Source organism: Sinimarinibacterium arenosum (genome assembly GCF_005047655.1).
Taxonomy (GTDB): Bacteria; Pseudomonadota; Gammaproteobacteria; order Nevskiales; family Nevskiaceae; genus Solimonas.
Map to the genome: position 1 here is coordinate 163,237 of NZ_SUKF01000007.1, position 12,646 is coordinate 175,882.

The 12,646-nt window shown below is 65.6% G+C and carries 12 protein-coding genes; 3 read left to right on the forward strand and 9 right to left on the reverse strand.

Annotation, left to right across the window (positions count from 1 at the left end; all coding sequences use genetic code 11):
• Nucleotides 1-6 precede the first annotated feature (6 nt).
• The gene (locus E4T66_RS15045; RefSeq protein WP_136849879.1) at nucleotides 7-1,350 is read left to right on the forward strand and encodes a patatin-like phospholipase family protein; all 1,344 of its coding nucleotides are present in this window, start codon (nucleotides 7-9) and stop codon (nucleotides 1,348-1,350) included.
• A gap of 19 nt (nucleotides 1,351-1,369) precedes the next feature.
• On the opposite strand, the gene E4T66_RS15050 is transcribed toward E4T66_RS15045, so the two are convergent.
• The 6 genes from E4T66_RS15050 to E4T66_RS15075 form a co-directional block, all read right to left on the reverse strand.
• Nucleotides 1,370-1,873, reverse strand: coding sequence for a DUF2147 domain-containing protein (locus E4T66_RS15050; protein ID WP_169577648.1), 504 nt, complete (start codon nucleotides 1,871-1,873; stop codon nucleotides 1,370-1,372).
• Between the two features lie 139 nt (nucleotides 1,874-2,012).
• Nucleotides 2,013-2,918, reverse strand: coding sequence for an SDR family NAD(P)-dependent oxidoreductase (locus tag E4T66_RS15055; RefSeq protein ID WP_136849881.1), 906 nt, complete (start codon nucleotides 2,916-2,918; stop codon nucleotides 2,013-2,015).
• Between the two features lie 73 nt (nucleotides 2,919-2,991).
• On the reverse strand, nucleotides 2,992-4,362 hold the full coding sequence (locus tag E4T66_RS15060; RefSeq protein ID WP_136849882.1) for a cytochrome P450: 1,371 nt from the start codon (nucleotides 4,360-4,362) through the stop codon (nucleotides 2,992-2,994).
• Between the two features lie 30 nt (nucleotides 4,363-4,392).
• Nucleotides 4,393-4,803, reverse strand: a complete 411-nt coding sequence (locus tag E4T66_RS15065; protein WP_136849883.1) for a c-type cytochrome — start codon at nucleotides 4,801-4,803, stop codon at nucleotides 4,393-4,395.
• Nucleotides 4,800-6,341 (reverse strand): FAD-dependent oxidoreductase, encoded by a 1,542-nt coding sequence (locus tag E4T66_RS15070; RefSeq protein WP_169577649.1) that lies wholly within the window; start codon nucleotides 6,339-6,341, stop codon nucleotides 4,800-4,802. The genes E4T66_RS15065 and E4T66_RS15070 overlap by 4 nt, the downstream gene beginning before the upstream one ends.
• Nucleotides 6,342-6,374: 33 nt before the next feature.
• Nucleotides 6,375-6,536 (reverse strand): rubredoxin, encoded by a 162-nt coding sequence (locus E4T66_RS15075; protein ID WP_136849885.1) that lies wholly within the window; start codon nucleotides 6,534-6,536, stop codon nucleotides 6,375-6,377.
• 352 nt (nucleotides 6,537-6,888) lie between these two features.
• On the opposite strand from E4T66_RS15075, the gene E4T66_RS15080 reads away from it, so the two are divergent.
• The gene (locus tag E4T66_RS15080; RefSeq protein WP_248679727.1) at nucleotides 6,889-8,262 is read left to right on the forward strand and encodes a DUF1329 domain-containing protein; all 1,374 of its coding nucleotides are present in this window, start codon (nucleotides 6,889-6,891) and stop codon (nucleotides 8,260-8,262) included.
• 21 nt (nucleotides 8,263-8,283) lie between these two features.
• Here E4T66_RS15080 and E4T66_RS15085 read toward each other — a convergent pair whose 3' ends face one another.
• The 3 genes from E4T66_RS15085 to E4T66_RS15095 all read right to left on the reverse strand — a co-directional run bounded on the left by E4T66_RS15085 (nucleotide 8,284) and on the right by E4T66_RS15095 (nucleotide 11,831).
• Nucleotides 8,284-10,398 (reverse strand): TonB-dependent receptor family protein, encoded by a 2,115-nt coding sequence (locus E4T66_RS15085; protein WP_136849886.1) that lies wholly within the window; start codon nucleotides 10,396-10,398, stop codon nucleotides 8,284-8,286.
• Between the two features lie 122 nt (nucleotides 10,399-10,520).
• On the reverse strand, nucleotides 10,521-10,760 hold the full coding sequence (locus E4T66_RS15090; protein WP_136849887.1) for a thioredoxin family protein: 240 nt from the start codon (nucleotides 10,758-10,760) through the stop codon (nucleotides 10,521-10,523).
• 33 nt (nucleotides 10,761-10,793) lie between these two features.
• Nucleotides 10,794-11,831 carry a permease gene (locus E4T66_RS15095; protein ID WP_136849888.1) on the reverse strand — a complete coding sequence of 346 codons (1,038 nt, stop codon included), beginning with the start codon at nucleotides 11,829-11,831 and terminating at the stop codon, nucleotides 10,794-10,796.
• A 228-nt stretch (nucleotides 11,832-12,059) separates the two neighbouring features.
• Here E4T66_RS15095 and E4T66_RS15100 point away from each other — a divergent pair, with 228 nt between their 5' ends.
• Nucleotides 12,060-12,644 carry a uracil-DNA glycosylase family protein gene (locus E4T66_RS15100; RefSeq protein WP_136849889.1) on the forward strand — a complete coding sequence of 195 codons (585 nt, stop codon included), beginning with the start codon at nucleotides 12,060-12,062 and terminating at the stop codon, nucleotides 12,642-12,644.
• Nucleotides 12,645-12,646 lie beyond the last annotated feature (2 nt).

Sequence of the window (12,646 nt, forward strand, 5' to 3'; positions counted from 1 at the left end):
CTTCGGATGCAGCGACTGCAGTTCGGATTGATCCTGTGCGTCGCGCTGCTCGGCGGCTGTGCGAGCTATGGAACGATCAGCAATCAGCCGCTGGAGACGGAGACGGAGACGGCGCCGGGGTCGGCTCCGTACGCGCTCGGCGGCATCGAGGATACGCAGCGATCCGGCGACGTCACGCTGATCCTGGCGTTTTCCGGCGGCGGTGCGCGTGCCTCGGCGCTGGCGTACGGCGTGCTGCAGGAACTGCGCGACACGCAGGTTGTCGTCGAGGGTCAGTCCCGACGCCTGCTGGACGAGGTCGATCTGATTACCGCGGTATCCGGAGGCAGCTTCACCGCAGCCTATTTTGGCTTGTTCGGCGACCGCATCTTCAAGAACTTCGAGCATGACTTCCTGCGCCGCGACGTTGCCGGCGAGCTGACCTATGCGCTGTTCAATCCGGCATTCTGGTTTTCGCGCCGCGGGCGCGGCGAGCTCGCGGTGGAGCTTGCTGAATCCGCCGTGTTCAAGGGCGCCACCTTTGCCGACATGCAGCGACGCGGCGGACCGACGATCGTCATCAACGCCACGGATCTGGGCGGCGGCGTGCGCTTCTCGTTCATGCAGGAGTATTTCGACCTGCTGTGTTCGGACCTGTCGAGCTTTCCGGTGGCGCGTGCGGTCACCGCGTCCTCCGCAGTGCCGGTGCTGCTGACGCCGGTGGCAGTGGAAAACTACGACGGCTGTCATGCTGAAGCCTTTGACTGGCTCGAACGGATGCAGCAGCGCGTCGCCGACTCGCCGGATCTGCTGCAGGTCGTCGAGGGCCTGCGCAGCTACGCCGACAAGCAGCACCGGCACTACATCCACTTGGTCGACGGTGGCGTCAGCGACAACCTGGGGTTGCGCGCGATCTATGAATACATCGAAGTCGGTGGGGGTCCGCAGGCGATGTTGCAGCGCATGGGCCGGCAGCCGGCGACGCATTTTGCGATCGTCTCGGTCAACGCCTCGACAGTGCCGTCGGCGACGATGGAGGACAGCCCCAAGGCGCCGACTTTGGAGCAGACCATCAACGCCGTCACCGATGTGCAGATCCACCGCTACAACGCGTCCACGCTGGAGCAGATGCGTGACGCCATGCAGCGGTGGTCGGCGCAGCTGTCGACGCCGGAACGCCCGATCGAGCCGTACTTCGTCCAGGTCGACTTCGCCGGCATTGCCGAAGCCAAACGCCGCGGATTCTTCAATCAGATCCCGACCAGCTTCTCGCTGGAGCGCGAGCAGGTCGACGCCTTGATTGCCGCCGGCCGCGAGCTGCTGCGCGGCAACGCCGAATTCCAGCGCTTCGTGTCCGGCTTGGGCGAATGAAGTGCCGCACTGCGCCGCCTTACTCGGCAGATGCCGAGGGTGCCGGCGCCGGCTCGCGCGTCCAGGTGCTGGTCTCACCGAAGGCACGCAGCCCGCGGTAGCCGAGCAGTTCGGCGTGGTCTCCGTCGACCAGACGCAGTTCGCAGATGCCGGTCAGACCCTGGGTCCAGCCCGGACGCAGATCGACGACGCGGCCGTCGACCCAGGCGTCGCCGTCCTTGCGCAGATCGCGGACGAACTCCATGCCTTGCATCGGCTGTCCCTTCAGGGGCTCGGAGCAGCGTTCGCAGACCGGGTGCAGCACACTGCCGTCCGCTGCCTCGGTGCGCACGATGCGGCCGAACAGGTGCCCATCACGGACGAACAGTTCGACGATCGAGCTGCGACCACTGTCGTCGCCAGCGGGGGCGCGCCAATAGCCCACCAGCGGGTCGCTGCTGCCTGCCGGTTCGGCGGCAGCGGCGGTACACGCGGTCAGGACCAGGAGGCCGGCCAACAGTGCGTGCCGGACAGTGCGGTGCATCATCATCATTCGTCGCGTTCAATCGGATGGGGATCAGCCCCAGGATCGTCATTGTGTCCGAACGCCCGCTGACCGGCGACCACGTGATTTCCGCGGGGGTTGTCATCATTCGCCGCCGCGAACGGCGGGGATCGGCCCGTCACCCGAACGGCCAGCGCAGACCGGTCAGGGCTTCGGTGCGCTGCCACAGCTCAGCGGCGATCTGCGGATCGCTGGCGACCGGGCTTGGCTTGACCACTCCGGGTCTGCCGAAGGCTTCGAGCGGCCCGGTGGGGCCGATAAAGGCTCCGCGCGGTATCGACTGCGAGGTGGCGGCCATCACCACCGAGCCGGCGCCGTTTTCCGGAGACTGCCCGACATAACGCAGGCCGCGCAGAAAGAACGACGACAGCCGTTGCCAGGCGTTGTCCTGGTCCGACAGCTTGCGGTTGTGCGACAGCTGCGTGCGACAGACACCGGGGTGTGCCGCATAGCTGCCGATCTTCGAACCACTGGCACCGAGCTTGCGCTGCAGTTCCAGCGCGAACAGCAGGCAGCTGAGCTTGGCTTGCTGATAAGCCAGGATCGGCATGTAGTGCTTTTCGAACGTCATGTCATCGAAGTTGCTCTTGGCCTGCCGCTGGACCATCGACGAGATGCTGATCACGCGCGCGGCCTCGGCCTTGTCCAGCAGCGGCCACAGCGCATGGGTCAGACGAAAGTGGCCCAGATGTGCGATGGCGAAGGTCAGTTCGTGGCCTTCCTTCGACAGCGTGCGGATCGACGGCGGGTAGATACCGGCGTTGTTGACCAGCACATCGATCGGGTCGCCTGCGACGATGAGGCGCTGCGCCAGTGCGACGATGCTGTCCGGGTCGGCCAGATCCACCGTCTCGAAGCGGCAGCGCTGGCCGTTACCGGCCATCGCCTTGAGTTGGCTGAGCGCACTGGCGCCGGTGTTCTGATTGATATCGACGAGCGTGACATCAAAACCCAGACGGACAAAGCGCGTCGCGCAACCGAAGCCGAGACCGCTGGCTCCACCGGTAATGAGGGCATGTTTCATGGACGAAGTGCTCGTGAAGGGTTTGGCCGGATCCTGCGCACGTGCCCTCATGCGGCTTGCGCTTCAAGGGTAATCAGTGGCGGTAGCCCTTGACGCGGACCTTGAAATTCATCGCCGGGCCCGGAGTCGGCGCGGTCTTGGTCTTGAGCACGTAGTGCGGCGACTCCAGCTCGAAATCGAGCTTGTAGAACACCTCGGCCATCGTCATCGCCAGCAGTACTTCGGCCAGACTCTTGCCGAGGCAGGTGTGGTGGCCACGGCCGTACGGCGAGTACGAGCCGATCTGCATGTGCTCGGCGCGTTCCTTGGAGTAGCGGTCGACGTCGAAGGTGTCCGGATTCGGATAGAACTCTTCGAGGAAGTGCGGCACGCTGGTGCCGAGATAGATCATCTCGCCTTCCTTGATCTGATAGCCCTGGAACACGAAATCCTTCGCGGCCGTGCGGATCTGCGCGACAGCGATCGGATACAGCCGCATCGTTTCCATGATCGCGCCGTTGAGCACCGGCAGATCCTTCATGAAGGTTTCTTCGTTGACCGGTCCCTTGGCGAACAGCGCGTCGACCTCTTCGTGCACGCGCTTGAGCACGTCCGGGTGTTTCAGCACGGTATAGACGATGGCCGCCGTGGTGTTTGCGACGGTGTCGAGACCGGCGACGTAAGGGCTGGTCATCAGCATCACCAGATCGCTGTCCGGGATCAGCGCCGGATCGTTCTGATGCGCCTCCATCACGTCGTCGATCAGGGTCTTGAATTCGTCCGGCGTATCGCCCGGTCGTGCATGGTAGTCGGCGACCATCTGGCGACCGAGTTCGAACATGCGCTTCTTCGCGCGCTTGTACTCGGGCAGATGCATCAGGAACTTCGGCCGCTGGCGCGTGACCAGCACGTTGAGGATGTACAGGATCGTGGTGCGGATGTCCTTGACGTACGCACGCGGCACCGAGCCGGTCAGCACGCTGCCGAGCTGATCGACAACCAGATACTGCATCGCCTGCACCACGCCGACTTCGTTACCCGGCAGCCAGTCGCGCAGCAGGCTCTCTTCGGTGATCTTGAGGATTTCGTTGTAGCGTCCTTTGATCGAATCCTTTGAAAAGCCGCGCTTCATGACGGTGCGCAGTTGCTTGTGCAGATCGCCGTCTTCGGCGGTCAGCATCTTGGATGCGCCGAATTCCTGCATCAGCGGTTCCCAGGCCTCCTTTGAACGCAGTGACTCTTTGCCTTCGCGCGTGCCCATGAACGTCGCCGCCTCGGCGCCGGCGATCACAGTCAGCGTGTTGCCGAACACGCGCACGCGGAACGCCGGGCCGTAGTCGTGATAGCAGCGCACGAAGAAGCGTGCCGGGTTCTTGGCCATTTCCAGCGTGCTGCCGATCAGCGGCAGGCCCTTGACCATCGGGGGGCGAGGGGCAGGTTGGCTCAGTGTGTCGCTTGCGCTCATGGTGTTGACCTCGTGACGCTTTGTGTCGTGTTAATCGTGGAATTGCTGCAGGTATTCGATGACGTCGGCGCGCTGCTGCGCGTCGAGGGGGAACACAATCATCGTGCTGTTGGGCAGGAAGGTATCCATGTGCCCGAGCCAGAAATCCAGCAGCTCCGGTGTCCATACGAATCCGGCCTGCTTCATTTCGTCTGAATAATGTTCGTAGCCTTCGGCGCTGCCGGCCTTGCGCCCGAACACGGCCCACAGGCTCGGGCCGTTGTGATGGCCGAAGCCTTTTTCGGGGTAGTGGCAGGTGCGGCATTGGCCGAACAGAATCTGTCCGCGCGCGGCGTCGCCCTGCGGCATCGGGTCGGTGGCCGGCGCTTCGGCAAAGGCGGTGGCGCTGCTGGCGGCGAGCAGCACGGCAGAGAACAGTGCGCGCAGGGTCGTGATCTTCATGCCTTGCGTCCCGCGGCATGCCGCCCGGCGCGTCGACCGAAGTACGTGCAGTCGCCGATCGAAATGCCGCTGCCCATGTACGGGGCGACCGGCAGCCCCGCCGACGTGCGGCCCGCTGCATACAGCCCCGGAATCACCTCGCCCCAGGCGTCAACCACCTGTGCGTCGAGCGTGGTCTGCAGACCGCCGAAGGTGTGCACCGGAGTGAAGGCCTGGTCGGTGCTCAGATCGTAAGCGGTGAACGGCGCCTGCTTGATCGGTGCCAGATAGTCCTTGGCCTTGTGCAGCAGCGGATCATTGCCCTTGGCCGCGTGGCGGTTGTAGTAGTCGACCGACTGCACCAGTGCGCCTTCGGGCATGCCAAGCTGGGTTTCGATCCCGGCGATCGTCGGCGCCTGTGCGGCGATCGGCAGCCGGAAATCTTTCCAGGCATAGGCCTGGGTCTGATCGACGATCATCCAGGCCTTGCCGTCCTGCTTGTAGGCGATCTCGTGGCCGACCAGGCCGTAGTAGCCGTCCTCGGGCACGAAACGCTGGCCGCGCTGATTCACGGCGATGCCCTTCAGGATGCTTTCCGGCGGGTACATCGGCGTAATCACAAAGCCATGGTGCATGCGCAGTACCGCACCGCCGACGCCCATGCCCATGCGGATGCCGATGCCGAGGTCGCCGGCACGGCCCCACGGTGTCTGGCAGCGCGCCAGCTCCGGTGCGTACAGCTTGACCATCTCGGGGTTGTGAATGAAACCACCGGCGGCCAGCACGACGCCGCGGCGTGCGCGTATGAATGCTGTTTTGCCGCCGACAACCACCTGGGCACCAGCAACGCTGCCATCCGACTCCACCACCAGGCGCTCGCCGGTCGCGCGGACCTCAAGCCGTGCCCCGAGGCGCTCGGCTGACGCCAGCAGCGCCCGCATCAGTTCGCGTCCGCCGGTCAGATGTTGCGACGGCGGCACATGCCCGCGCGGCGCCGGCTTCGCGAGGTTGCGATAGGGCCAGGTCTTTTCGCTGCCGCTGTAGTACAGCGAGCCGTCCGGAATCGAGATTTCCTTTTCCGGCGAAAACTTCTGTGCGTATTCGACGCCGTTGGCGATCAGCCAGTCGAAATGCTCCAGGCTGCTCTCGCAATACAGGCGGATCTTGTCTTCCGACGCATAGGGCGCGCTGGCCGCGAGCATGTAGGTGGTCATCGCCTCGACGGTGTCGTCGAAGCCCAGCGCTTTCTGCAGCGGGGTGCCGCCACCGAGGTAGCAGACGCCGCCGGAGATGCTGGATGAACCGCCCGGGATGTGTTCGCGTTCCAGCATCAGCGCCTCGGCGCCAGCACGACGCGCATCGATCGCGGCCGAGGTGCCGGCGGCACCCGAGCCGATGATCAGCACGTCGGTTTCGCGATCCCAGTGGCGAACGCTGCTCCGCGATACCGGCGCCGCGGCCGTGGCGCCGCTGGCGGCAAGGCCGGCGCCCGCCAGCGCGAGCTGCTTCAGCAGGCCGCGCCGCTGTTCGCTGGCCGGCGCGTTGTTATCGGAATCCAAGGTCTCCCCCAAGCTGGTGTTGCGGCGACAGCCCTACTCGATCAGCTCGTAAGCATCCTTGCCGGCGCTGCACTCGGGGCAGATCCAGCTGTCAGGCAGATCTTCAAAGCGTGTGCCCGGTGCAATGTCGTTTTCCGGATCGCCCAGGGCCTCGTCATAGACGTGGCCGCAAATGGTGCATTCGTATCTGGCCATGGCTTCTCCCGCTTTCTAGTGGCACCGCGATGGTAGGGCGATCGCTGCGTGCGGACCTACTGTCTTTGCGGTAGATGCGGGTAGCCGCGTCCGCGGACGCTCAAATTTGAAGGCGGCCGCGTGCCGGGCAACGGCAGTGTCCGTGCGGGCGTCGTGACCGGTTTGGCGAGGCCAGCTGAACGGCGAAATACCTGTTTTGAGGTAGGTGGGCCCTCACGCGGGATGCAAGGATGCCGGCATCACAGAACCGGCGACCTGCGCGGCCAGCGCGGGCTGACCGACTCGGGCGGCATCCCCCGGCATCGGGGATCTCGCGCGGGGTCAGGTCGCCGACATAACGAGGAGCGCGCAAATGCATTTGATCCCGGGAATGCGACAGGGACTGTTGGCGATCATCCTTGCGGCTCCTGCAGTGGCGCAGTCCAGCGTTCCCGAGGAACAGGTTGCACGCCTGGATGGCCCTGAGCTGACCTGCATGGGGGCTGAGCGCGCCGGCGGCCCCGACGGTGTCGCAGCCTATACCGGCAAGTGGGCGGGGACCTGGCCTGGGCAGACCCGGGCGCAGGGTTACGAGCCGGGACCGTACGCCGCCGAAAAGCCGCTGTTCAAGATTACCCGTGACAACATGGCGCAATACGACGCCATGCTGAGTGACGGGACCAAGGCCTTGCTCGAAGCCTATCCCCAGACCTTCTGGATGAATGTCTATCCCAGTCATCGCGACTTTCGCCCGCCGCAGTGGGCCTGCGACGCGGCCCGGCACAACGCGGCCCATGCCGAATTGAAGGACGATGGCCTGAGCGTCACCGGGGTTGGCGGTGGGCCGGCGTTTCCGATGCCGCAGTCCGGTGCCGAAGCGATGCGTTCGGTGCAGACGACGTTCCGCTCCTGGACCGAAAAAGCCGAGCTCGACATCGCCGTGGTCTACTCCGGCGGAGAAATCGCCTGGGGCCGCAACAAACTGATGACGATGAGCCCGATGAACGCGCCTGGGGACAAGCGGCCATCGCTCACCGAGAAGATCAGCGCCTACTTCCTGTACAGCACTCTGCTGCCGGAGCGCGATCGCGGTCTGGTTTCCGTCGGCTTCCAGCTGTCCAGCTTCAAGGACGGATCGACCCAGGCCTGGCAATACCAGCCCGGCACGCGGCGCGTGCGCCAGGCGCCTGAAGTTGGCTTCGACTATCCGGTGCCGCCGGCGGGGCTGCACACCTCCGACGAGGACAGCGGCTTCAACGGCTCGCCCGAACGCTACACCTGGACGCTGATCGGCAAGAAGACGCTGGTGGTCCCGTACAACAACTTCGGGATCAACGATCCGGCGCTGCGCTACAAGGACCTCATCAAGCCGGACAGCATCAATCCGGAGCATGTGCGGTATGAGGCGCATCGCGTCTGGGTGGTCGAGGGGGATCTCAAGCCCGGCATGCGCCACGTCTACAGCAAACGTCGCGTCTACATCGACGAAGACACCTGGCTGATCGTGTCCGCTGATGAATACGACAATCGCGGCCAGCTCTGGCGCGTGCCGATGATCCTGTATTTCTACTCACAGGCATCCGGTGCGTTTCATCGCGGTGTTCAGGTCTTTCACGACCTCACCGCGCATGCCTACGAAGCCAACAACCTGCTCAACGAGCGTGACGAGGACGACTGGTGGCGCATCAACACGCCGATGTCGCCGACGATGTTCACGCCCGACGCGGCGGCGCGCGCCGGGCGCTGAATCCGTCGACGACGCGACCGCTCAGCCGCCGAACTGTATGGATACGCCGGCGTAGACATTGCGTTCGGGAGCCGGCTCAAAGAAACGGCCGTTGCCGTCGTTGACGATGACCGAGCCCACATAGTGCTCGTCGAACAGGTTGTAGAGCCGCACGAACACTTCGGTGTGCGCACGCGAACCCTGCCAGCGGTAGGCGCCGCCGAGATGGACGACTACGTAGTCCGACGCGGCATCGCTGTTGCGATCGTCTACCGGCACCTCATCCGAATAGCGGGCCTCGACGCTGGCTGACCAGCCCGGACGCGCACGCCGCCATGCCAGCTCGGAGTACACGCTGCTGCGCGCGACGCCTGGGATGCGGTTGCCGTCGTCGACGGTGACGGTCTCGCCGCCGGCCGGATAGCTGTAGCTGTCGACGAAGCGCGCGTCGAGCCAGTCGGCCGCGAGCTGCAGCTGCAGCTGTGCCGGCAGCGGCAGGCTGAGGCCGAACTCGGCGCCGCGCCGGCGGGTGGCGCCGGCATTCTGGAAACTGGCGCGGCCGTCGATGGTGCCGGCGGGCACGATCTCGTCTTCGCCGTCGATCTGGAACAGCGCCAAGGTCAACAGTCCGCGCGCGGCGACGGCCTGCTTCCAGCCGAGTTCGACACTGCGGCTGTGCGCAGCGTCGAGTTCCAGATTCAGGCCGCTCTCGCCGTCGCTGCGGTAGGACAGCTCGTTGAACGTCGGCGTTTCGAAGCCCGCGCCGGCGCTCAGATACAGCAGGCGATCGTCGGCGGGGGCGAAGGCCAGGCTCAGCGCCGGCACCGTCGCGGTGTAGTCGGTGCTGCCGCTGTCGTCGGGATTGCCGTCGGTGATGTAGTGATCGTCGGATTCGAAATTGACCTGACTGTGGCGGACCGCGCCGCTCAGGCTCCAGCGCGGTGCGAACGGATATTCCGCGATCAGGTACTGATCGAAGTTGTCGATGCGGTTGTTCTCGTCGCGCCGCAACGCGCCCTGCACGCCGAGGGTATCGCCGATGAAGTTCTCGTAGCCGCGGCGGTGCTCGTCGGTGCTCTGATATTGCAGGCCGGCACGCAGCGACCAGTGCGCAAACCGGTGACTGACGCGCGCCTCGCTGCCGTAGCCGCCGCGCTGAAGGTCGATGACGCCACCGGCCCGTGCCGGCGCGGCCTGCACGGACTTGGGAATCGACAGGAACTGCACGATCGCGCGATCGGTGACGTAGCCGATCAGGTCCAGATCAGTGTCGCCGCCCCAGCGCTGGGTGTATCCGACGCCGCTGCGCCAGTCGTCGATGCGCTTGCGGGTGTTGTAGGTGTCGGCGGCCGCGGTGGCCTGCTGCGGGTTCTGCTCGAACTGTTCACGGGTCAGGCCGAGCGGGTCCTGCGCGAAGGCATCCCACAGGCCACTGGCGAGCACGCGCAGTTCACGCCGATCATCAATGGCATACCGTGCATTCAGCGCGGCCTGATTGCGGTGCGAGGCGCTGTGATCGCGATAGCCGTTGCTGTCGTAGCGCGCGAAGTCGAGGCGATAGCCCAGCGCGTCGTCAAAGGCGCGGCCGCCGGCGCCCAACGCGGCGCGCCAGGTGTCATAGCTGCCGGCCCCGAACGCGGCATCGAGTTCGGTGTCCCGCGGTGGCTCTGCGGCGTAGGCCGCGATCACGCCGCCGGCCGCGTTGCCGTACTGGTACGCCATCGGACCACGCAGCACCTCGATGCGGTCCAGGCTGTTGATCAGCAGATTCGAGGTCTGGCCCTGACCATCCGATGCGGTCAGCGGAATGCCGTCGGCGCGGATCTGGATGCCGCGCACGCCGAAGCTGGCGCGGGCTCCATAGCCACGGCTCTGCACCTGCAGGTCCTGCGCATCGTTCTGGCGATCGCGTACGTCGATGCCGGGAATGCGCGCCAGCGTTTCGGCCAGGTCGATCTGCGGCTGCGCGCTATGCAGCGTGTCCGCGTCGATCACGCCGACCGCGGCTGGTGTCTGCAGTTCGCTGCGTGGGCTCGGCGACGCCAGCACTTCGACCGGCGGCAGCACGACGGGATTCTCTGTCGACTGAGGTGCGGAGGGTTCGGCCCAGGCCAGGCTGGAGCAGAGCGTTGCGGTGACGAACAGGCAGAGGCGCATCGTGGAACGTGAGCAATTCGGGTGGGCGCGCAGTATGCAGCATCGCTACGCACTGCCGCAGGTCGTCTCCGGCTCAGGCTCCCGCGCGCCGTCCGGCTGAACGGCGCGAGCCGCCGGGGTGTCTACGCGCCAGCGAACCAGCCTTCGACCTTGTCGCGCGACGGCATGCCGCCGGCATGAACGACGGTGCCGTCGATGACCACGCCCGGTGTCGACATCACGCCGTGGCGGGCGATCGCCTGGATGTCCTCGACCTTCTCCAGTTCGATCGCCTCGCCGTGCGCGGTCGCCACCTCCTGAATCAGTTGAATCGTGTTGCGGCAGTTGGCACAGCCGCGGCCGAGTACCTTGATCTGTTTCATGCGAGACACTCCCGAAAGACGTTGGACCGCGTGCTACAGCACGGCGTTGAAAACGTAGCCAACGACGAGGATGCCGCTGGCGACGACGGCGATGAAGGTCGCGATCAGGCGCGGCTTCAGCACCTTGCGCAGGATCACCATCTCCGGCAAGGACAGTGCGATCACGCTCATCATGAACGCCAGCGCGGTGCCGAGCGCCGCGCCCTTGGCGAGCAGGGCCTGCACGATCGGAATCACGCCGGCGGCATTGGTGTACATCGGGATGCCCATCAGCACCGCCAGCGGCACCGACCACCAGCGATCCGCGCCCATGATCGAGGCCATGAAGTCCTGCGGCACGTAGCCATGAATCGCGGCGCCGATGGCAATGCCGGCGACGATGTAAGGCCACACGCGTCCGACCACATCACGCACGTTGTTGATGCCGGCCTCGATGCGATCCTGCAGATGCACGGTGCCGTCGTCCGACAGCACCTGTGCCGGCGGCAGTTCGCGCACCCAGTCCTCGAGATAGGCTTCAAGGCGCAGGCGGCCGATGATCCAGCCGGCGACGATGGCGATCGTCAGGCCCAGGCTCAGATACAGCAGCGCGATCTTCCAGCCGAACAGTGCCAGCAGCAGCGTCAGTGCGACCTCGTTGACCATCGGTGCGGCGATCAGGAACGAGAAGGTCACGCCCAGCGGCACGCCGGCCTGGACGAAACCGATGAACAGCGGCACCGCCGAGCAGGAACAAAACGGCGTGACCACGCCGAGACTGGCCGCCATCACATTGGCTACACCGGCGGCGCGTCCGGCCAGCAGCGCCCGTGTGCGTTCCGGTGTGAAGTAGCTGTTGACCATGCCCATCACGAAGACGATGCCGGTCAGCAGCAGCAGCACCTTGGGCGTGTCGTAGAAAAAGAACTGCAAGGCGCTGCCCAGATGGCTGTCGCGCGCCACCGGCAGCAGTGCCACCAGCGCTTCGGACGCCGGAATCAAGGTCCGGTACAGCGCCAGCCACAGCGCGGCACCGAGAATCAGCAGAAGCTGCGGGTGTTCGCGGGTCCAGCGGTGGGCGAGTGCGGTCATGGGTGAGATCAAGGTGCGAACCTCAACGCTAAATGTTCGCCGCCGCGGCTCCAATGATCTGCATCAAGGGCATGAACCCGCCTGGCGGTGGGCCTGATCGTCCGGGATTCATGCCCGATCGTTTGCATTCATCGTTTTGCGCTTGTACTGCGGTCGCGGCTTGGCAAGGATGAATGCCCGTGTATCCGGAGCCGATGATGCCGTTCACCAGGGTTGTCCGACGTTCCCATGCCTGAGGCGCTGGCGCCGCTGCTGGCCGAGGTGCGGCGCTGTCGCCTGTGCGAGCCGGCGCTGCCGCTGGGCGCGCGCCCGGTGCTGCAGCTCGACCGCCGTGCGCGCATCCTGATTGCGGGACAGGCGCCGGGCCGCAAGGTGCATGAAAGCGGCGTGCCGTTCGACGACGTCAGCGGGGAGCGTTTGCGCCGCTGGCTCGGCGTCGGGCGCGAGCAGTTCTACGATCCGGCGTGCTTCGCGATTCTGCCGATGGGCTTCTGCTATCCCGGCACCGGTGCCGGCGGCGACCTGCCGCCACGTGTCGAGTGCGCGCAGACGTGGCGCTTGCGACTGCTGCGTCAGCTGCCGGCGCTGGAGCTCACTTTGGTCATTGGCCAGTACGCGCTGGACTGGCATCTGCCGGACGCCGGACACGCGACGCTGACCGATGCGGTGGCGGCGTGGCCACGGTACTTTCCGGCGCTGCTGCCGATGCCACATCCGAGTCCGCGCAATCAGCGCTGGCTCAAGCGCAATCCCTGGTTCGAGATCGAGGTGCTGCCGCTGTTGCAGGCGCGCGTGCAGGCGCTGCTGGCCTGAGC

Bases quoted from the DNA above. Each gene is read 5' to 3' on its own strand.
- E4T66_RS15045 (WP_136849879.1), top strand. From the start codon at position 7: ATGCAGCGACTGCAGTTCGGATTGATCCTGTGCGTCGCGCTGCTCGGC.
- E4T66_RS15050 (WP_169577648.1), bottom strand. From the start codon at position 1,873: ATGCACCGCACTGTCCGGCACGCACTGTTGGCCGGCCTCCTGGTCCTG.
- E4T66_RS15055 (WP_136849881.1), bottom strand. From the start codon at position 2,918: ATGAAACATGCCCTCATTACCGGTGGAGCCAGCGGTCTCGGCTTCGGT.
- E4T66_RS15060 (WP_136849882.1), bottom strand. From the start codon at position 4,362: ATGAGCGCAAGCGACACACTGAGCCAACCTGCCCCTCGCCCCCCGATG.
- E4T66_RS15065 (WP_136849883.1), bottom strand. From the start codon at position 4,803: ATGAAGATCACGACCCTGCGCGCACTGTTCTCTGCCGTGCTGCTCGCC.
- E4T66_RS15075 (WP_136849885.1), bottom strand. From the start codon at position 6,536: ATGGCCAGATACGAATGCACCATTTGCGGCCACGTCTATGACGAGGCC.
- E4T66_RS15080 (WP_248679727.1), top strand. From the start codon at position 6,889: ATGCATTTGATCCCGGGAATGCGACAGGGACTGTTGGCGATCATCCTT.
- E4T66_RS15085 (WP_136849886.1), bottom strand. From the start codon at position 10,398: ATGCGCCTCTGCCTGTTCGTCACCGCAACGCTCTGCTCCAGCCTGGCC.
- E4T66_RS15090 (WP_136849887.1), bottom strand. From the start codon at position 10,760: ATGAAACAGATCAAGGTACTCGGCCGCGGCTGTGCCAACTGCCGCAAC.
- E4T66_RS15095 (WP_136849888.1), bottom strand. From the start codon at position 11,831: ATGACCGCACTCGCCCACCGCTGGACCCGCGAACACCCGCAGCTTCTG.
- E4T66_RS15100 (WP_136849889.1), top strand. From the start codon at position 12,060: ATGCCTGAGGCGCTGGCGCCGCTGCTGGCCGAGGTGCGGCGCTGTCGC.